Source organism: Streptomyces sp. NPDC096176, assembly GCF_044763255.1.
Taxonomy (GTDB): domain Bacteria; phylum Actinomycetota; class Actinomycetes; order Streptomycetales; family Streptomycetaceae; genus Streptomyces.
The window spans coordinates 724,128-743,822 of record NZ_JBIWFV010000002.1; the positions used below are offsets into that span (position 1 = coordinate 724,128).

Below are 19,695 nucleotides of genomic sequence, written 5' to 3' on the forward strand. Positions count from 1 at the left end.
CCCACCCCGCCCCTTCCCGAACCGGGGCTCTGCCCCAGACCCCGCGCCTCAATCGCCGGCGGGGCTGGGTTGCCGACACCCGGGTCCTGGGGTCCTGTGAGGCGTTCCCGCGTCTCGGTCGCCGGCGGGGCTGGGTTGCCGGCCCCGGGGCCGGGTTTGCCGGCACCCCGGTCCGGAAGGAGCGGGAGGGCGTTACGCGCGGGGCGTGAACGTGTCCTGGCGTGGGGTCGCGTGCGTCGGTTCGCCCGGGCCGGCGAACCAGACGAACAGGGGCGTGCGGCTCATCCGCATCGTGCCCAGCAGCGCCCGTGCCGGGCGGAGCAGGAGTGCGACGAACACGGTCGCCACCACCGCGCCGACGATCAGGCCGGTCAGCACGTCATGCGGGTAGTGCACGCCGACGAACACCCGGGAGAAGGCCATCAGCAACGCCATCGGGACGGTGAGCAGGGCTGTCCGCGGCCATGCGATCGCCAGGGCCACGGCCGCCGCTCCCGCGATGGCCGAGTGGTTGCTGGGGAAGGACCAGTCGCCGGTCGGCGGGCACGGCACCAGCGAGGCTGCCGCATCCGCGACCGTGCGGCACGGGCGTTCCTCGTCCACGACCGACTTGAGCGACTCGCTGACGACATATCCGACGGCCGTCGCGAGCGGGGCGAGCACCGCGAGCCCCAGGGTGCGGGAGTCGCCGGTCCGTGCCCGCCACCACGCCACGAGGAACAGAAGGCCGAAGAGCAACAAGCCCGCCTCTGTCCAGAGTTCGGCGAACTGTTGCGTCCAGGACGGGGTGGTGTGGGCGAAGTCGACTATGTCGCGGTAGAGATCGCGGGTCATGCTGCTGTCCATGGTCACGGACCGTACCCTCCACGCCGCATTGGTCACGCCCTGCGATCGGCCATGACCACCCCTGACGAAAGTAACGGGCTTCGCGGGGACGGGCCGTGATGATGATCGGCAGAGTTTGGGAAGTACGGCGGCGGGTGGGGCGGGAGTTGGCCCGGTTCTCTCGTAGAGTTTGGGCCGTGGGATCTCTGCGCAATCCGATCGGGCCGCTCCCCTCCTCCATCTACTGGCGACGGAGGGCAGTCGCGGCGTCGTTGATCGCGCTGCTCGCGGTGCTGATCGTATGGGCCGTGAGTTCGGCGGGAGGTGGCGGCGGGACGAGCAACCAGGGCGACGACGGCAAGGCCCCGGCGCCCTCGATCACGCCCGGTCCCGACCAGTCGGGGCCCGCGATCAGCGAACAGCCCGGCGGACGCGACGAGTCGGACGGTGGCACCGGCAGCGGTGACGGTGACGGCAGCAGCACCGGCAGCGGCGACGCCGGCAACGGTGGAAACGGCTCGTCCAGTTCAGGCGGTACGGGCGGTACGGGCGCAGCCACCGGCGGCGGCACAAGCGCCGGCGGCCCCGGCAGTGCGGAGGGCCCCGCGGGCCGGCCCGTGCCGGCAGGCTCGACGCTTCCCAACTGCGCCCCGGGATCGCTGAAGTTGACGCTGCGCAGTGCCAAGGTCTCCTACGCGCCGGGGGAGAAGCCCTCTTTCCAGCTCGTCGTCTCCAACTCCTCCGCGACGACCTGCAAGGCGGACTTCGGTCCCAAGACGGCCGTTTTCACCGTGACCGACACCGAGGACGACGCCGTGTGGTCCACCAAGGACTGCCCGAGTCCGGCCGGAAGTCGGCTGCTCCAGGTCCCGGCGCGCTCGACGATCACGCACACCGTGGAGTGGGACCGCAAGCGGAGTGCGCCGAAGTGTGCGACGCCGCCGGCCGGTGCCGTCGGGCCGGGCACCTATCTGGTGGAGGCCGCGTTCCCCGGCGCGACGGTGCTGCCCGCCTCGTTCCGTCTCGAGAAGAGCTGAGGCAGCGCTCGACGAGCGGTGCGTTGCTTGAAGCCCCGCGCTACACGTACCGCTCGAGGATCGACGACTCGGCGAGCCGCGACAGGCCCTCCCGTACGCTGCGGGCCCGCGCCTCGCCGACGCCGTCCACCGCCTGCAGGTCGTCCACGCTCGCCGCAAGCAGCTTCTGCAGCCCGCCGAAGTGCTCGACGAGCCGCTCGATGATCGCGCCCGGCAGCCGCGGAACCTTGGCCAGCAGCCGGTAACCGCGCGGGGAGACCGCGGAGTCGAGCGTCTCCGGGGAGCCGCTGTATCCGAGCGCTCTTGCGACAGTGGCCAGTTCGAGGAGCTCGGCGTGGCTGAGCGCGTCGAGCTCGGCGAGCGCCTCGTCCACCGTGCGCGAGCGCTTCGCAGTCGGTTCGGGCACGTAGTCCCGGACGACCAGCTCGCGTTCGGGCTCCACGCCGGCGATCAACTCGTCGAGCTGGAGGGCCAGCAGACGGCCGTCGGTGCCCAACTCCACCACGTATTCGGCGATCTCGGTCGCGATACGGCGCACCATCTCCAGTCGCTGGGCGACCGCTGTGACGTCCCGGACCGTGACGAGGTCCTCGATCTCGAGGGCGGAGAGCGTGCCCGCGACCTCGTCGAGGCGGAGCTTGTACCGCTCGAGGGTGGCGAGGGCCTGGTTGGCGCGGGACAGGATCGCCGCCGACTCCTCCAGGACCCGGCGCTCGCCGTCCACGTACAGCGCGATCAGGCGCATCGACTGCGAGACGGAGACCACGGGGAAGCCGCACTGCCGGGAGACCCGGTCCGCGGTGCGGTGCCGGGTGCCCGTCTCCTCCGTGGGGATCGACGCGTCCGGGACGAGCTGCACACCGGCCCGGAGGATCTTGGAGATGTCCTTGTCGAGGATGAGCGCGCCGTCCAGCTTGCACAGTTCGCGCAGCCGGGTGGCGGTGAACTCCACGTCCAGCACGAAACCGCCGGTGCACATCGACTCGACGGTCCTGTCCATGCCGAGAACGATCAGACCTCCGGTGTTGCCGCGGAGGATGCGCTCCAGTCCGTCGCGCAGGGCGGTGCCCGGGGCGACGGCGCTCAGGGCGGCGCGGATCAGCGCTTCGTTGCCGGAGCCTCCGCCGGACTTTCCGGGTGCTGATGCCCCGTCCTTGGCTGCCACTGCACTCCTCCGGCTCGTACGGGTGGGCGAGACCAGGGCAAAGTCTACCGGCGAGCTTCCTCCTCCCGTGGGGCCTCCGCCCGCTCTCTGCGTGAGCCGCCGCCCGAGCCGCCCTGACGGCCGCGCGGAAGCACCCGTAGAGCATCCCCCACGTTGGCCACTTCTGTGACCTTCATACCGGCAGGGACCTTGCCGGGATCGGTCGGCACCAGGGCATGTGTGAAGCCGAGACGGTGCGCCTCCGCCAGCCTGCGCTGGACTCCGGTGACCCTTCTGACTTCGCCCGCGAGGCCGACCTCGCCGATCGCGACCAGATTCTTCGGCAGCGGGGTGTCGCTCGCTGCGGACGCGAGGGCGAGGGCGATGGCCAGATCCGCGGCGGGCTCGGAAAGCTTCACCCCGCCGACCGTCGCGCTGTAGATGTCGCGCTTGCCGAGGGCGGAGATACGGCCGCGCTGCTCCAGCACCGCCAGCATCATCGACACGCGCGAGGTCTCCAGGCCCGACGTTGTGCGCCGGGGGGAGGGGATCTGGGAGTCGACGGTCAGTGCCTGAACCTCGGCGACCAGAGGACGGCGGCCTTCCAGGGTGACCGTCAGACAGGTGCCGGGGACCGGTTCGTCCCGTCGGGTCAGGAACAGGCCCGACGGGTCCGCGAGGCCGGTGATGCCCTCGTCGTGCAGCTCGAAGCAGCCGACCTCGTCCGTCGCCCCGTAGCGGTTCTTCACGCCGCGGACCAGGCGCAGGCGGGCGTGCCGGTCGCCCTCGAAGGAGAGCACCACGTCCACCAGGTGCTCCAGCAGCCGCGGGCCGGCGATGGCGCCGTCCTTGGTGACATGGCCGACGAGCAGCGTCGACATGCCACGTTCCTTGGAGGCGCGGATGAGCGCGCCCGCGACCTCCCGGACCTGGGCCATGCCGCCGGGAGCGCCGTCGATCTCTGGGGACGCCACGGTCTGCACGGAGTCCAGGACCAGCAGCGAAGGCTTGACCGCGTCCAGATGGCCGAGCACCGCGGAGAGGTCGGTCTCCGCTGCCAGATAGAGGTGGTCGTGCAGGGCGTTGATCCGGTCGGCGCGCAGCCGGACCTGGCTCGCGGACTCCTCGCCCGTGACATAGAGCGTGCGGTGGTCGTCGCTCGCCGCCTTGGCCGCGACGTCGAGCAGCAGCGTGGACTTGCCAACACCCGGCTCGCCCGCGAGCAGCACGACGGCGCCGGGCACCAGCCCGCCTCCGAGGACGCGGTCGAGCTCGGCGACGCCGGTCGTGCGGGCGGTCGCCTGCCGGCCGTCGACCTGGCCGATGGGCAGGGCCGCGGTGGAGACGCGGCCGGCGGCGGTGGTGCGGACGGCGGGTGCGCCGTACTCCTCGACCGTGCCCCAGGCCTGGCACTCGGGGCAGCGGCCGAGCCACTTGACGGTCGTCCAGCCGCATTCGGTGCAGCGGTAGGACGGCCGGTCCTTCGCGGATTTCGTACGGGCAGCCATGCGCAAACCGTAACGGTGGCCACCGACAGTGCCGCCGCCCGGCCGAAGGACGAAGCGAATGGGGGAGCGTGCGGGAGTGCGCCGGGGGTGGGGAAGGGGGAGTGCGCAGGCGTGCGCCGGAGTTGTGGAGGGGGCAGCGCGCGGCGTGCGCCGGGGAGCGTGGGCGGTAGTGCACGGGCGCCGGAATTGGATGTTCCTGTCCCCCTTCGAGGGAACTGTTCACCCGTAGGGATTAAAAGTGTTCAAGGGGTGCGAACGGCCTCTGCTCCTGCCCCTACGGTCACGGAGTGACGAGCAGCAGGCTGGAACCCCTTCCCCCCACCACCGGTGCACACCGGGCACACCGACGCGCCCCCCGTACGTCGCCGCAGAGGCCGCCCGCCCGTTACGAGCCGTACCTGGACGGCCTGTTCACCTACTGCCTCTCCGTACTGTGCGACCACGACGCGGCTACGGCGGTGCTCGGTGACGTCCTCGCCATCGCCGAACGACAGCACGGACGCTGCCCGGCCGGCGCGGCCGAGCGGAAGGCCTGGATGTACGCGCTCGCACGGTGGGCCTGCCTGCGCCGGCTGACCGAACAGCGGCGCAAGCGCAAGGGCGCCCACACCGGGCGGCCCGCGGCATCAGAGGAGAACGCGCCCCGCGTCCCGCCGGAGACCGCGGAGCGCCACCGCGCCGAACTGGCCGAGCTGGCCTGGCCCGAGGCCGCCGGCACCACGCCCGAGCAGCGCGAGGCCCTCGAACTCGCCGTGCGCCACGGCCTCGGGGCCGGTCAGGTGGCCGCCGTCCTCGGCGCCGAACCGGCCGCCACCCGCGAGCTCCTCGCGGCAGCGGCCTGCGAAGTGGAGCGCACCCGCGCCGCGCTCGCCGTCGTCGAGAAGGGTAACTGCCCGGCTGTCGCACGGCTCACCGGCGACAATCGTGTGCTGCTCTCCGCGGCGCTGCGCCAGGAACTGGTACGCCACGTCGACGACTGTCCGCGCTGCCGGCGCGCCGCGGAGCGCGCCGGCGCGGACGGGCCGTGGCCCGGCTCGGCCGTCACACCGGCCGCGCTGCCGCTGGTCGAAGCTCCGCGGGCCGCCGCGTACATGGCCATGCTGCACGTGCCCCGTGCGCGTGCGGGCGGTCCGCGCTTCGGCCCCGGCGGCTTCCCCCTGGACCCGAAGGACCATGCGGCCCGCCGTGACCGGCTACGGGCGCGGGCCGTGACGACGACGGTCGTGGCCACGGTGGTGGCGGCTCCGGTGCTTGCCCTGTGGGCGGCGTACCGAGGAGCGCCGCTGACCGGAGAAGCGCGGGGCGGCCCCGCTGTCAGTGCGGGCGAGCATACGGACGGGGGAGGGGCGGCTGCCCCGTACGACCTCTACGAGAACGCGGGCAACGCGAGCGCGACGCCGGACCCGCGGTTCACGGCGAACCGGCGTTCGCCGGACGTCTCGGTCGAGGTGATCAGCGATGAGGCGCCCGCGTCGCCGACCGTGCCCGGACAGCCGGGCCCCGGCCGGATCACGGTCGAGGCGGAGCCGGCCGGTGACGGCACCCGCATCACGCTCACCGCGTCCGGCGGCTCCCCGGTCAGCTGGTCCGCGTGGACAGGTGCGCACTGGCTGTACCTGAGCCAGGCCTCCGGCACGCTGAACCCCGGCGAAACGATCACCCTGTACGTCGTCGTCGACCATTCCCGCGAGCCGGCCGGGCCGTGGCGGGCCCGCGTCGGGGTCGATCCCTCCGGCGCGGTCGTGTCGATTCGCGGCCACGGTGCGATGACTCCCACGCCCCCGCCGTCCTCGCCGGACCCGGATCCGGACCCGACGCCGCCGTCGAGTCCCCCGCCGTCCTCGCCGGACCCGGATCCGGACCCGACGCCGCCGTCGAGTCCCCCGCCGTCCTCGCCGGACCCCGACCCGACCCAGTCGGAACCGACCCCCACCCCGCCCACCGAACCGGCGACACCCCCGCCGGCGAACTGAAAGAGGGCGCCCCGGCCCCGCCGGGACGCCCTCGCCCGTCCGTCAGAAGGCGCCCGTCCGTCAGTGGGCGCCTGGGCGCGGCGGATCCGCCGGGTGGGGAGCCAGGAGGGGCAGGGCCGAGGCGAGCCGGGCCTCGCACAGCTCGACGAGCACGTCGTACGCAGCCTTGCCCATCAGCTCCGTGAGCTCCGGGCGGTACGTCACGTACACCGGCTCGCCGGCGCCGTGCGCGGACGTCGCCGACGTGCACCACCAGTGCAGGTCGTGGCCGCCCGGGCCCCACCCACGGCGGTCGTACTCGCCGATCGACACCTGAAGCACCCGTGTGTCGTCGGGGCGGTCGATCCACTCGTACGTGCGCCGCACCGGCAGCTGCCAGCACACGTCGGGCTTGGTCTCCAGCGGCTCGCGGCCCTCACGCAGCGCCAGGATGTGCAGCGAGCAGCCCGCCCCGCCCGCGAAACCGGGGCGGTTCTGGAAGATGCAGGAACCCTCCCAGCGGCGCGTCTGGCGCTCGCCGTCGTCGTCCTGCTGCACCCAGCCGGTGCTCGTGCCGACGTCGTGGAACTCCCACAGGTCCGGAGTAAGACGCGCCACGTGCCCGGCGACCCGCTTCTCGTCGTCCTCGTCGGAGAAGTGCGCCCCCAGCGTGCAGCAGCCGTCGTCGGCGCGCCCCGCCTGGATCCCCTGGCAGCCGCTGCCGAAGATGCAGCTCCAGCGGGAGGTCAGCCAGGTCAGGTCGCAGCGGAAGACCTGCTCGTCGTCCGCGGGGTCGGGGAACTCCACCCAGGCACGGGCGAAGTCCAGACCCTTCTCGTCTTCTTGGATCTTCTTCAACGGGTTGGCTTTGCCCGGCTTCGCCTTTTTCGTCTTTGGCACGGGTCCAGCGTATGCGCGCGGCCGCAGTAGCGTTCCGTCCATGAGACTCGGAGTCCTCGACATCGGTTCGAACACGGTGCACCTGCTGGCGGTCGACGCACACCCCGGTGCACGGCCGCTGCCCGCCCACTCGCACAAAGCCGAACTGCGCCTCGCGGAACTGCTCGACGAGGACGGGGCGATCGGCCCCCATGGTGTCGACCGTCTCATCGACACCATCACCGACGCCCTGCAGGCCGCCGAGGACAAGGGCTGCGAAGAGGTCCTCGCCTTCGCGACCTCCGCGGTGCGCGAGGCCACCAACGCGGACGCGGTACTGGCACGGGTCGAGGACGAGACCGGCGTCGTGTTGACGGTGCTGAGCGGCGAGGAGGAGGCCCGTCTCACCTTCCTCGCCGCCCGCCGCTGGTTCGGCTGGTCGGCGGGGAAGCTGCTCGTCCTCGACATCGGCGGCGGCTCCCTGGAGATCGCGTTCGGCATCGACGAGGATCCCGACAAGGCCGTGTCCCTGCCGCTCGGCGCCGGACGGCTCACCGCGGGCATGCTGCCCGGCGACCCGCCGGACATGAGCGACGTCAAGGCGCTGCGCCGCCATGTGAGGGCTGAGATCGCCCGCACGGTCGGCGAGTTCAGCCGCTTCGGCAGGCCGGACCACATCGTCGCGACCTCCAAGACCTTCAAGCAGCTGGCCCGTATCGCCGGTGCCGCCCGCTCGGCGGAGGGGCTGTACGTGCAGCGTGATCTGAGTCGCAGTTCGCTGGAGGAATGGGTGCCGAAGCTGGCCGCCATGAGCGTCGAGCAGCGCGCCGGTCTGCCCGGCGTGTCGGAGGGACGGGCCCGCCAGATACTCGCAGGAGCCCTGGTCGCGGAGGGTGCGATGGACCTCTTCGGCGTGGAGAAGCTGGAGATCTGCCCCTGGGCGCTGCGCGAGGGACTCATCCTGCGCCGTCTCGATCACCTCCCTACCGCCTAGTTCGGCCCCGTACCCTGTCTGCGTGGCAGAACCAGTGGTGCGCATCCCGGATGCGAAGGTTGTCCTGTCGACTGCTTCCGTCTATCCGGAGTCGACGGCTACGGCCTTCGAGATCGCCGCGCGCCTCGGCTACGACGGTGTCGAGGTCATGGTGTGGACCGACCCCGTCAGCCAGGACATCGAGGCGCTGCGCCGGCTCTCCGACTACCACCAGGTGCCCGTGCACGCCGTCCACGCGCCCTGTCTGCTGATCACCCAGCGCGTGTGGTCCACCGATCCGTGGGTCAAGCTCCAGCGGGCGCGCGCCGCGGCGGAGAAGCTCGGGGCGTCGACGGTCGTCGTGCACCCGCCGTTCCGCTGGCAGCGGCAGTACGCCCGCGACTTCGTCAGCGGGATCTGGCGGATGGCGAACGAGACGGACGTGCGGTTCGCCGTGGAGAACATGTACCCGTGGCGCTACCGGGACCGCGAGATGCTCGCCTACGCCCCGGACTGGGACGTCACCAAGGAGGACTACCGCCACTTCACGGTCGACCTCTCGCACACGGCGACCGCCCGCACCGACACCATGGCGATGGTCGACCGCATGGGTGACAGGCTGGGCCATGTGCACCTCGCCGACGGCAGGGGGTCCGCGAAGGACGAGCACCTCGTCCCCGGCCGTGGTGACCAGCCCTGCGCCGAGCTGCTGGAGCGGCTCGCGCGTACGGGCTTCGACGGCCATGTCGTCATCGAGGTCAACACGCGTCGCGCCATGTCCGCCGCCGAACGAGAGGCCGACCTGGCGGAGGCGCTGGCCTTCACGCGGCTGCACCTCGCGTCGGCCACCCGCATCTCATGACGGAGGAGCGCAGACGCCGCGGCCGTCCGGCCCGCAAAGCGGCGGACGAGGGGCCGGGGGCACAGGAGCGCATCCTCCAGGCGGCGCGCACCGAGTTCGCGGAGCGTGGCTACGACAAGACCACCATGCGCGGCATCGCGCGGGCGGCCGGGGTGGACGCGGCACTCGTGCACCACTACTTCGGCACCAAGGACGACGTCTTCGCGGCCGCCATCGAGGTCTCGTTCGAGCCGGCGATGGTCGTCCCGCAGATCCTGGGACAGGGCTCGGCGGGCATCGGCGAGCGGCTGGCGCGTTTTTTCATCGGCGTGTGGGAGAACCCGGCGACCCGGGCCCCGATGCTGGCCGTCATACGGTCCGCGCTGACCCATGAGGCGGCGGCGAAGGTGCTGCGCGGGTTCGTGCTGCGGCGGCTGCTGGAGCGGGTCGCGGCGGAACTGGACGTACCGCACCCGCGGTTCCGTGCCGAGCTCGCCGCCTCGCACATGGTCGGCATCGCGATCCTGCGGTACGTGATCCAGGTGGAGCCGCTGGCGTCGGCGGATCCGGAGGACATCGTGAGGATGGTCGCGCCGACTCTCCAGCGGTACCTGACGGAGGCCGACCCGTCGGGCCCGGCTGCGCCCGCTTCACCGGACGCCGCCGACACACCGGACACCGGGGCGCCCGAGGACTGAGCCACTCGTCCCGCATTTCGGACACGATGTCCAGATCTTGGAGCGACGGCGTAGGCTCGACAGAGACCCATCCGTCCTCAGGACGCCTAAGGAGCGAGCGCGATGCCCGAGCTGAGGTCCCGCACTGTCACCCACGGTCGCAACATGGCGGGCGCCCGCGCCCTTATGCGGGCGTCGGGCGTAGCAAGCGAGGACATCGGCAAGCCGATCGTCGCCGTCGCCAACTCCTTCACCGAGTTCGTCCCCGGCCACACGCACCTCGCGCCGGTCGGCCGGATCGTCTCCGAGGCGATCAAGGCCGCGGGCGCCGTGCCGCGCGAGTTCAACACCATCGCCGTCGACGACGGCATCGCCATGGGCCACGGCGGCATGCTCTACTCGCTGCCGTCGCGCGACCTGATCGCCGACTCCGTGGAGTACATGGTCGAGGCGCACTGTGCGGACGCGCTGATCTGCATCTCCAACTGCGACAAGATCACCCCGGGCATGCTGATGGCCGCGCTGCGCCTCAACATCCCCACCGTCTTCGTCTCCGGCGGTCCGATGGAGTCCGGCCGCGCGACGCTCGTCGACGGCACGGTCCGCACGCTCGACCTGGTCGACGCGATCTCGGACGCGGTGAACGACAAGATCTCGGACGAGGACATCCTCCGCATCGAGGAGAACGCCTGTCCGACCTGCGGCTCCTGTTCCGGCATGTTCACCGCCAACTCGATGAACTGCCTGACCGAGGCCATCGGTCTCTCCCTGCCCGGCAACGGCTCCGTGCTCGCCACCCACACCGCACGCAAGGCGCTGTACGAGAACGCGGGCGCGACGGTCGTCGAGATCACCAAGCGGTACTACGAGCAGAACGACGAGACCGTCCTGCCGCGCCACATCGCCGGCATCAAGGCCTTCGAGAACGCCATGGCCCTCGACATCGCCATGGGCGGCTCGACGAACACGATCCTGCACCTGCTGGCGGCGGCCCAGGAGGCGGGCGTCGAGTTCGGCCTCGACGAGATCGACGCCGTCTCACGCCGCGTCCCCTGCCTCGCGAAGGTCGCGCCCAACGTCGCCAAGGACCGCACGTACTACATGGAGGACGTGCACCGGGCAGGCGGCATCCCGGCCCTCCTCGGTGAGCTGCAGCGCGCGGGACTGCTGAACGAGGACGTCCACTCCGTGCACAGCCCGTCCCTCGCGGACTGGCTCAAGACCTGGGACGTGCGCGGTGGCTCACCGTCCGCCGAGGCCGTCGAGCTGTGGCACGCGGCGCCCGGTTGCGTCCGCTCCGCCACCGCCTTCTCGCAGTCCGAGCGCTGGGAGGCGCTGGACGAGGATGCCGAGAACGGCTGCATCCGCTCCGCGGAGCACGCGTACTCCAAGGACGGCGGACTCGCTGTCCTCAAGGGGAACCTCGCCGAGGACGGCTGCGTGGTGAAGACCGCCGGCGTCGACGAGTCGATCTGGACCTTCGAAGGTCCGGCCGTCGTCTGCGAGTCGCAGGAAGAGGCCGTCGACAAGATCCTTCGCAAGGAGATCACGCACGGCGACGTGGTCGTCATCCGCTACGAGGGCCCCAAGGGCGGACCCGGCATGCAGGAGATGCTCTACCCCACGTCGTTCCTGAAGGGCCGCGGACTCGGCAAGACGTGCGCCCTGATCACCGACGGCCGTTTCTCCGGCGGCACGTCCGGTCTGTCGATCGGCCACGCCTCCCCGGAGGCGGCCTCGGGCGGCACGATCGCGCTCGTCGAGGACGGCGACCGCATCCGTATCGACATCCCGAACCGCACGATCGAGCTGCTCGTCGACGACACCACGCTGGCGGCCCGCCGCGAGGGGCTGAACGGCGTGTACGCCCCGAAGTCCCGCGAGCGCAAGGTCACCGCGGCCCTGCGGGCGTACGCGGCGATGGCGACGAGCGCCGACAAGGGCGCCGTCAGGGACGTCTCCAAGCTGGGCTGACCCACCCCCGGGCCGGCCCACCCCGGGTCGGCCCGCCCGGGGGGGACCCACTCATTTCAAGGACCCGGCGTGCTCACCAGCGCGCCGGGTCCTTCGCGTCCACCGCGAAGACCGACCCGTCGGGGGAGGACGCGAACACCTTGCCGTCGGCATGGACCGGCGCGGGCAGCGTGGACGCGAGCGTGGAGCCGTCGTCCGCCATGCGCGGCGAGGTCTGGCCGGTGAGTCGTCCGAGCGTCGCGTCGACGGCGAGCAGCCGACCGTCCGCGGCCGACACGTACACCGCTCCTGTGCCCGCGACCGGGCGGGAGAGCCGGGCGGCCGAGGTCTCCAGCCGCCACAGCTGCGCGCCGCCGGGCACCTTTGTGGTGTCGAGGGCGAGAAGCGAGCCGCCCGCACCGGCGAGCAGGACCACGTCGCCGGCCACACCTGCCTGTGCCTGGTCGACCGGGACGGCGAGCGGGATGCGACGGACGGGCCGGCCGGCGTCGGCCGTGTCGAGCCGTACGACCGCGGTGGTGAAGCCGTCGGTGTCTGCGGCGAGCAGTAGCAGAACGCCCTCGTCCGAGAGCTGCACGGGTTGGAGCGAACCCTGCAGCCGCTTCGTCCAGAGCCGCTCGCCGCGCGCCGTGTCGAAGGCGGTGACCTGGGTGGACGCGCCGTCCGGTGAGGAGGTCACGGTGAGAGCCGGTCCGCCCCCGGCGGCGGCGACCAGTTGGGAGCCGGGTCCGCCGTGCTGCTCACGCCAGCGGTCACGGCCCGTCGCGGCGTCGACGGCCCGGACCGCACCGGCGTCCGACATCAGCAGCACGGTGTCGCCCACGGAGCGGACCGTGGGATACGCGGAGACATCCATGTCCCAGCGCACCGCACCCGTGCCGGGATCGAGCGCCTCGAAACGGCCGCTGCCGGGCGTCATCACCTGCAGCAGTCCCCCGGCGACGACGGGCAACAGGCTCTCGTCGCTCTGCGTGGACGTGTCGGCGCGCGCCGCGACCGACCAGAGCACCTTTCCGTCCGCGGGGTTGAGCCGGGCGGCCTTCACGCCGGGCGCGCTGCAGTAGAGCCCGCCGCCGGTCGCCGTGCAGACCGGGGTTCCGGTCGCGCCGTCGCCGCCGGGCAGGGTGGCGTTCCACGGCCCTGAGCGTTCCTCGGCGCGTGTCGTGTGGGTGGGTCGGTCCACGCCGTCGTCGGTCAGCGCGCCGACGGCCACGATCCCGCCCGTGAGCAGCAGGGCGAACGCCGCGGCGCTCGCCCACCAGCGCGCCGTCCGGCCGAGCCGTCCCCGCGGCGAACCGGCCGGTCCGGTGACGCCGCCCGTCTCGGGGACCGGGGCTCCCGGGGTCGGGGCCGCCCGCGTGACGGGCCGGGGGTTCTCGACGGGATCCGGCTCGCGCTGCGCCGGTATGTACGCCTGGGTGTCGTACGCGGACGAGGGTGACGACGCCCGCAACGCGACCATCAACTCGTACGGCGTCGGCCGCTCCTGTGGGTCCTTGGCGAGACAACGCGCCAGCAGTGGTACGAGATCCTCCGGCACCCCCGCCAGGTCCGGATCGTTGTGCACCACCTGGTACGCCACGATGTACGGGCTGTCGGAGTCGAACGGGCCCCGTCCGGTCGCCGCGTGCACCAGCACCGCACCGAGCGCGAACACGTCCGCCTCCGGCCCGACCTCGCGCGGCCGCTGGAACTGTTCGGGCGCCATGAACGGCGGCGTACCGATCAGCTTGCCCGTCTCCGTGTGCAGGTCGCTGTCCGAGGGACGCGAGATGCCGAAGTCGATGACTTTCGGCCCATCTGCGGCCAGAAGCACATTGCTTGGTTTGAGGTCGCGGTGCACCACGCCGGCACGGTGGATGTCGCGCAGCGCCTCCGCGAGACCCGCGCCCGCCCTGCGCAGCTCGACCGGATCAAGGGGACCGTTCCGCTTCACCCGCTCCGCGAGCGTCGGTCCGTCGATGAACAAGGTGGCCATCCACGGCCGTTCGGCATCCGGGTCGGCGTCGACGACCGGCGCGGTGAATGCTCCGCTGACCCGTCGGGCGGCCGTGACTTCCTGCCGGAAGCGCGCTCTGAACTCCGGATCGGAGGCGTGCTCGGCATGAATGACCTTGACAGCGAGCCGCAACCCCGAGGCAGAGGTGGCCAGATGGACGACGCCCATGCCTCCGTTGCCCAGGCATGCCTCCAGGCGGTACTGGCCCGCAAATTCCGGATGCTCCGCTTCCGGGAATGGCCCGGTGCTGCGCAGCGGTGGCATCTCCCACCCCCGTCTGATGGTGCGCACACGCGACGCTCGGAGCCTAGTCGATGGTGCCTGCGATCCGGCCATGGCTTGCTAGCCTGCGCGCGGCGGACACGCCGCACATCCACATCGACGACAACGGGGGAAAGTCCGATGGCACTTGAAGAGATACAGAACGCGGAGAAGCAGAACGCGGACACGCACGACGCCGAGGTCCAGGGCGCCCAGGTCGGGGGTGCGGCCGAAGCGGTGCAGACCATGGCCGCCAAGCGCTACCCGGTCGCGCCGGGCGTCCGGCTGAACGTCCGCAGCGGCCCCGGCACCCAATACCGGCTCGTCAAGATCCTGCCGTACGGCGCCGGCGTGCCGATCTACTGCCAGAAGCCGGGCGAGACCATCGCGGGCCCGTACGGGACGACCGACCTCTGGGACAACATCGCCAACGGCCAGTTCGTCTCCGACGCCTACGTACAGACCGGGAGTGACGGCTACGTCGCTCCGCGCTGTTCCTGACCGGTCACCGCTGCACGCGGGATAATCGACCCCGTGAGCGACCAGACCGAGAACAGTAACGCGCACGGCCAGGCCGGTACCGGCGGCCCCGAGCCCGAGCCCATCCGCTTCTTCGGCACGACCTGGGTCGGCCACGACGGGGGCTACGGGCTGCGCCGGGCCGGTCTCGCCGCCGGCTCGCTGATCACCGCCTTCGCGGCCGCCATGGTGCTGCGTCTTTCCTACCAGGGCCTGGCGATCGCCGAGGTCGGCAGCTTCGTGAACGTCATCGTCGTGGTCATGTTCGCGGTGTGCAGCGCCATCGCCTTCCGCAAGACCTGGGAGAGCTTCTCCCGCCGGCCCGACGGTTCCCGGGCCGAGGACGCGCTGCGCAGCCTGAAGATGATCGGCTTCATCGGCTCGCTCATCGCCTACTTCCTGCGTTGTTTCTTCGAGGCACCCGGCGAGAAGCTCCGTCGCGCCGAGTACGAGACGGCGCTCAAGCAGTACGAGAAGCGGCGCAGCACCCGTAGCGGCAACCCCGCGGGCCGTCGGCCGAAGGGCGGCAGGCCCAAGCGCAGCTGAGCAGCCGGCAGCCAGGCGGCCGGCAGCCGGCCGGCCAGGATCCAAAAGCCACGACCTCGGCCCGCGCCCGGTCACACCCGTCAAGGTGTGCCCGGGCGCGAGTGCTTGACGGCTCGTACCCCCAGGCGCATTATTCATCGTATGATGAATTCCTCCGGGATCGCCGTCCTGGCCCGCGGCCTCACCGTCGTACGCGGCGACCGCACCGTCCTGCGCAGTCTCGACTTCACCGTCCTCCCCGGCCGCATCACCGGCCTCCTCGGTCCCTCCGGCTGCGGAAAATCAACCCTGATGCGCGCGGTCGTCGGTACCCAGGCCAAGGTCACCGGCACCCTGGAGATCCTCGGCCGCCCTGCCGGCAACGCCGCACTCCGCTCCCGTATCGGCTATGTCACCCAGGCGCCGTCCGTCTACGACGACCTCACCGTCCGCCAGAACCTCGACTACTTCGCCTCCGTGCTGCTCCCGGGCCGCCACCATCGCGACACCCGCGACCAGTACGTCACCCAGGCGATCGCGGACGTCGACCTCGCCTCGCACGCGGACTCGCTCGCCGGCCGGCTCTCCGGCGGACAGCGCAGCCGCGTCTCACTCGCCGTCGCCCTGCTCGGCACCCCCGAGGTCCTCGTCCTCGACGAACCCACCGTCGGCCTGGACCCCGTCCTGCGCCGCGACCTCTGGGACCTCTTCCACCGCCTCGCCGACGAACGCGGCGCGACGATCCTCGTCTCCTCCCACGTCATGGACGAGGCCGAACGCTGCCACCGCCTCCTCCTCATGCGCGACGGTGAGATCCTCGCCGAGGACACCCCGGACGACCTGCGCATCCGCACCCGCTCGGAAACCGTGGAACAGGCCTTCCTCCATCTGGTCGACCAGGCCAACGCCCTTCAGGAGAACGTCCGATGAGCTCCGCCCGCACCCTCGCCACCGCCGCACGCGTCCTGCGGCAGCTCCGCCACGACCCGCGCTCCATCGCCCTGATGATCCTTGTGCCGTGCGTGATGCTGTTCCTGCTCCGCTTCGTCTTCGACGGCAGCCCGCAGACCTTCGACTCCATCGGCGCCTCACTGCTCGGGATCTTCCCGCTGATCACGATGTTCCTGGTGACCTCCATCGCCACCCTGCGCGAGCGCACCTCCGGCACCCTGGAACGCCTCCTCGCCATGCCGCTCGGCAAAGCCGACCTGATCGCCGGGTACGCCCTCGCCTTCGGGCTCGTCGCCGTCCTTCAGTCCGTCCTCGCCACCGGCCTCGCACTGTGGGGCCTCGGTCTCGACATCGTCGGCTCGCCCTGGCTGCTGCTCCTTGTCGCGCTCCTCGACGCGCTCCTCGGCACGGCGCTGGGACTCTTCGTCTCCGCCTTCGCCGTCTCCGAGTTCCAGGCCGTCCAGTTCATGCCGGCCGTGATCTTCCCCCAACTGCTGCTCTGTGGCCTGTTCACACCCCGCGACAACATGCAGCCCGCCCTCGAAGCGATCTCCGACGCGCTGCCCATGTCCTACGCCGTCGACGCCATGAGCGAAGTACTGCGCCACCCCGACGTCACCGGAGACTTCATCGGGGACGTCCTGGTCGTCGCCGCCTGTGCACTGCTCGTCCTCGCCCTCGGCGCGGCCACCCTGCGCCGCCGCACCGCCTGACGCTCACCGTCCGACGACGGCCGCACCGAAGCCGCACTGAAGCGCACGTACCGACACTCGGACACCACGGCGTGACCAGGCCCCTGGTGAAAGGATGTCCGCACGTATCCCCACCGGCGAGGTGAACAGAGCCATGACCCAGACAGTCGCAGTCCTCGGTACGGGCAAGATCGGCGAAGCGCTTCTCAGCGGAATGATTCGCGCCGGCTGGCGGCCCGCGAACCTGCTGGTCACCACCCGCCGCACCGACCGCGCTGAGGAGCTGCGCACCCGTTACGGCGTCGAGCCCGTCACCAACGCCGAAGCCGCCAAGCGCGCCGACACCCTGATCCTCGCCGTCAAGCCCCAGGACATGGGCAAGCTCCTCGACGAACTCGGCCCCCACATCACCGCCGACCGCCTCGTCATCAGCGCCGCCGCCGGTATCACCACCTCCTTCATCGAGGAGCGCCTGGCCACGGGCACCCCTGTCGTCCGCGTCATGCCCAACACCCCCGTACTCGTCGACGAAGGCATGTCCGTGATCTCCGCCGGCAGCCACGCCACGACCGAACACGTCGCCCACGCCGAGGAGATCTTTGGCGGGGTCGGCAAGACCCTCCGCGTCCCCGAATCCCAGCAGGACGCCGCAACCGCCCTGTCCGGGTCCGGGCCGGCGTACTTCTACTTCCTGGTCGAGGCCATGACCGACGCCGGCATCCTCCTCGGCCTCCCGCGCGCCCAGGCCCACGACCTGATCGTCCAGGCCGCGATCGGCGCCGCCGTGATGCTCCGCGACAGCGGCGAGCACCCTGTGAAACTCCGTGAAGCAGTCACCTCCCCCGCCGGCACCACCATCAGCGCCATCCGCGAACTCGAGAACCACGGCGTACGAGCCGCACTGATCGCCGCCCTCGAAGCGGCCCGCGACCGAAGCCGCGAGCTCGCCTCCGGAAACGGCTGAGACAGCTCTTCGGTCAGGCCTGCCGCCGTGACATCCCGACGGCAGGCCGCACCCCTATGTCCCGCGTATGTGCCGCGCACGTGTCCCGCGCACCTCAGGCGGACGGCAGCAGACCGATCGCCCGGTACGCCGCGTCGACCGTCGGGCGGGCCATCGCCCTGGCCCGCTCTGCCCCCTGCTTCAGTACCTCGTCGACATGTCCCGGATCGGCCGCGAGCTCGGCGTGCCGCTTTCTGACAGGCCTCAGCAGCTCCTCCACCGCCTCGGCCGTGTCCTTCTTCAACGCCCCGTACGACTCGTATACACCGGCCAGCTCGTTCGGGTTCCGTCCCGAGCAGGCCGACAGGATCTCCAGCAGATTGGCCACGCCGGGACGTGCTTCCCGGTCGTACTCGACGTCACGCCCGCTGTCCGTGACGGCCCGCATGATCTTCTTGCGTACGACGTCGGGCTCGTCGAGCAAATAGACGATGCCCGCCCCAGCCTCGTGGGACTTCCCCATCTTCGATGTCGGGTCCTGGAGATCCATGACACGGGCCGCCACCGGCGGATGCGTCGCCCGTGGAACGGTGAAGGTGTGCCCGTAACGCTGGTTGAACCGCACCGCGAGATCACGTGTCAGTTCGACATGCTGAGTCTGGTCCTCGCCGACCGGCACCTCGTCGGTCCCGTACGCCAGGATGTCCGCGGCCATCAGAACCGGATACGTCAGCAGGGACAGCCGCACGCTCTGCCCGGCCGCCCGAGCATGCGCGGCCTTCTCCTTGTACTGGATCATCCGCCGCAGCTCGCCGTCGGTCGCCGTGCACTCGAGGATGTAGGAGAGGCGGGCGTGCTCGTCCACATGGCTCTGCACGAAGATCGTGCAGAGCTCGGGATCCAGACCCGCCGCGAGCATCAGCGTCGCGGCCTGGCGGCTGAGTCTGCGGACCCGCGCCGGGTCGTGCTCCACCGTCAGTGCGTGCAGATCGACCACGCTGAACAGCGCGTCCGCCTGCTGTTGGTCCACCTCGACCCACCGGCGCAACGCCCCGAGGTAGTTGCCGAGGGTCAGATGTCCTGTCGGCTTGATCCCGCTGAAGATCCGCGTCATCTCGTTCTCCTTCTCCTGGTCGAAGCCGCCGCCTCCAGCGGCCGGACTCCCGGAGGGAGATACGCGAACGGCCGCCGAAGCGGCGGCCGTGGGTGCATGCGTAGGTGCCGGCCGCCGTCAGGCGGCCCACCACTGGGTGAGGCACGTACGCGATGTCATGGGCTCAGGGTACGCCCGCAGGGCACAGGTTGACAGCGAGAACCGCCGTCCGTAGTGTTCTCCGAGTTGTCCGACGTGAGCACCGACCCCGGTCGGCCCCGGACAGCCATTCTGCAAGGACCACTTCTCGCGAGCGGCATTACTTGTCGCCTGCCTTTCGTGCGCTTTTGCGAAATGAGGAATCCGCGTTCGAAGGAACGCCGACCCGATTAGCGTCGGGAGGCAGGATTCCGCTAAAGTCTCACTCGTTCGGAACGGCCCAACAGCCGGGAAGACAAACCCATTCTGACTGGGAATCAGGCCCGAAAGGATCTGATAGAGTCGGAACCGCCGGAAGGCCGAAAGGCCGGAAAGCACACCGAGGAAATCGGATCGGGAAGATCTGATAGAGTCGGAAACGCAAGACCGAAGGGAAGCGCCCGGAGGAAAGCCCCAGAAAGTGTTCTGCGGGTGAGTACAAAGGAAGCGTCCGTTCCTTGAGAACTCAACAGTGTGCCAAAAATCAACGCCAGATATGTTGATACCCCGTCCATCTTCGGATGGTCGAGGTTCCTTTGAAAAGTCCATCCCGCTTGCGGGGTGGCGATACACAGCGAGGACGCTGTGAACGACCGGTCTTATTCCGACCGGTTGTTCCGCTCTTCGGATGTGCACCGGCGGTGCCAGTTCACCGGCCGAGTAAACATTCATGGAGAGTTTGATCCTGGCTCAGGACGAACGCT

17 protein-coding genes are annotated in these 19,695 nt (G+C 70.8%); 11 read left to right on the forward strand and 6 right to left on the reverse strand.

The genetic code is table 11. The annotated features are described in order from the left end of the window. Positions 1-192: 192 nt before the first annotated feature. Entirely contained in the window at positions 193-846 is a 654-nt protein-coding gene (locus ACIQ7Q_RS08575) for a phosphatase PAP2 family protein (protein WP_403857935.1), read from the reverse strand. A gap of 176 nt (positions 847-1,022) precedes the next feature. Here ACIQ7Q_RS08575 and ACIQ7Q_RS08580 point away from each other — a divergent pair, with 176 nt between their 5' ends. Further along, positions 1,023-1,862 carry a hypothetical protein gene (locus ACIQ7Q_RS08580; RefSeq protein WP_403857937.1) on the forward strand — a complete coding sequence of 280 codons (840 nt, stop codon included), beginning with the start codon at positions 1,023-1,025 and terminating at the stop codon, positions 1,860-1,862. Positions 1,863-1,902: 40 nt separating this feature from the next. Here ACIQ7Q_RS08580 and disA read toward each other — a convergent pair whose 3' ends face one another. Beyond that, a complete protein-coding gene (gene disA / locus ACIQ7Q_RS08585; protein WP_403857940.1) occupies positions 1,903-3,027 on the reverse strand; it encodes a DNA integrity scanning diadenylate cyclase DisA in 1,125 nt (374 codons plus the stop codon). A 44-nt stretch (positions 3,028-3,071) separates the two neighbouring features. Next, on the reverse strand, positions 3,072-4,514 hold the full coding sequence (gene radA / locus ACIQ7Q_RS08590) for a DNA repair protein RadA (protein ID WP_403857942.1): 1,443 nt from the start codon (positions 4,512-4,514) through the stop codon (positions 3,072-3,074). Positions 4,515-4,801: 287 nt separating this feature from the next. Between radA and ACIQ7Q_RS08595 the strand changes: the two genes are divergently transcribed. Beyond that, the gene (locus tag ACIQ7Q_RS08595; protein WP_403857944.1) at positions 4,802-6,487 is read left to right on the forward strand and encodes a hypothetical protein; all 1,686 of its coding nucleotides are present in this window, start codon (positions 4,802-4,804) and stop codon (positions 6,485-6,487) included. Positions 6,488-6,547: 60 nt separating this feature from the next. Here the strand turns inward: ACIQ7Q_RS08595 and ACIQ7Q_RS08600 are convergent, their stop codons facing one another. After that, on the reverse strand, positions 6,548-7,366 hold the full coding sequence (locus ACIQ7Q_RS08600) for a hypothetical protein (RefSeq protein WP_403857945.1): 819 nt from the start codon (positions 7,364-7,366) through the stop codon (positions 6,548-6,550). A gap of 40 nt (positions 7,367-7,406) precedes the next feature. On the opposite strand from ACIQ7Q_RS08600, the gene ACIQ7Q_RS08605 reads away from it, so the two are divergent. The 4 genes from ACIQ7Q_RS08605 (at position 7,407) to ilvD (ending at position 11,810) form a co-directional block, all read left to right on the forward strand. After that, positions 7,407-8,339 (forward strand): Ppx/GppA family phosphatase, encoded by a 933-nt coding sequence (locus ACIQ7Q_RS08605; protein WP_403857947.1) that lies wholly within the window; start codon positions 7,407-7,409, stop codon positions 8,337-8,339. 22 nt (positions 8,340-8,361) lie between these two features. Then, complete coding sequence (locus ACIQ7Q_RS08610) at positions 8,362-9,180, forward strand: sugar phosphate isomerase/epimerase family protein (RefSeq protein ID WP_403857948.1); 819 nt, start codon at positions 8,362-8,364, stop codon at positions 9,178-9,180. Further along, positions 9,177-9,857 carry a TetR family transcriptional regulator gene (locus ACIQ7Q_RS08615; RefSeq protein WP_403857950.1) on the forward strand — a complete coding sequence of 227 codons (681 nt, stop codon included), beginning with the start codon at positions 9,177-9,179 and terminating at the stop codon, positions 9,855-9,857. The genes ACIQ7Q_RS08610 and ACIQ7Q_RS08615 overlap by 4 nt, the downstream gene beginning before the upstream one ends. Positions 9,858-9,959: 102 nt before the next feature. Further along, positions 9,960-11,810, forward strand: a complete 1,851-nt coding sequence (ilvD, locus tag ACIQ7Q_RS08620; protein WP_403857952.1) for a dihydroxy-acid dehydratase — start codon at positions 9,960-9,962, stop codon at positions 11,808-11,810. A gap of 73 nt (positions 11,811-11,883) precedes the next feature. Here the strand turns inward: ilvD and ACIQ7Q_RS08625 are convergent, their stop codons facing one another. Continuing rightward, complete coding sequence (locus ACIQ7Q_RS08625; protein ID WP_403858025.1) at positions 11,884-14,073, reverse strand: PQQ-binding-like beta-propeller repeat protein; 2,190 nt, start codon at positions 14,071-14,073, stop codon at positions 11,884-11,886. A gap of 138 nt (positions 14,074-14,211) precedes the next feature. Here ACIQ7Q_RS08625 and ACIQ7Q_RS08630 point away from each other — a divergent pair, with 138 nt between their 5' ends. From ACIQ7Q_RS08630 to proC, 5 genes are all read left to right on the forward strand, one after another. After that, positions 14,212-14,571, forward strand: coding sequence for a peptidase (locus ACIQ7Q_RS08630; protein ID WP_403857954.1), 360 nt, complete (start codon positions 14,212-14,214; stop codon positions 14,569-14,571). Positions 14,572-14,604: 33 nt separating this feature from the next. Continuing rightward, positions 14,605-15,135: a hypothetical protein gene (locus ACIQ7Q_RS08635; protein WP_403857956.1), complete on the forward strand. Its 531-nt coding sequence runs from the start codon at positions 14,605-14,607 to the stop codon at positions 15,133-15,135. 141 nt (positions 15,136-15,276) lie between these two features. Then, on the forward strand, positions 15,277-16,044 hold the full coding sequence (locus ACIQ7Q_RS08640) for an ABC transporter ATP-binding protein (RefSeq protein ID WP_403857958.1): 768 nt from the start codon (positions 15,277-15,279) through the stop codon (positions 16,042-16,044). Further along, entirely contained in the window at positions 16,041-16,778 is a 738-nt protein-coding gene (locus tag ACIQ7Q_RS08645; protein ID WP_403857960.1) for an ABC transporter permease, read from the forward strand. Before ACIQ7Q_RS08640 ends, ACIQ7Q_RS08645 begins: the two co-directional genes overlap by 4 nt. A 133-nt stretch (positions 16,779-16,911) precedes the next feature. Then, positions 16,912-17,721: a pyrroline-5-carboxylate reductase gene (gene proC / locus ACIQ7Q_RS08650; protein ID WP_403857962.1), complete on the forward strand. Its 810-nt coding sequence runs from the start codon at positions 16,912-16,914 to the stop codon at positions 17,719-17,721. Between the two features lie 94 nt (positions 17,722-17,815). Here proC and trpS read toward each other — a convergent pair whose 3' ends face one another. Continuing rightward, positions 17,816-18,814, reverse strand: coding sequence for a tryptophan--tRNA ligase (trpS, locus tag ACIQ7Q_RS08655; protein WP_403857964.1), 999 nt, complete (start codon positions 18,812-18,814; stop codon positions 17,816-17,818). Positions 18,815-19,695 lie beyond the last annotated feature (881 nt).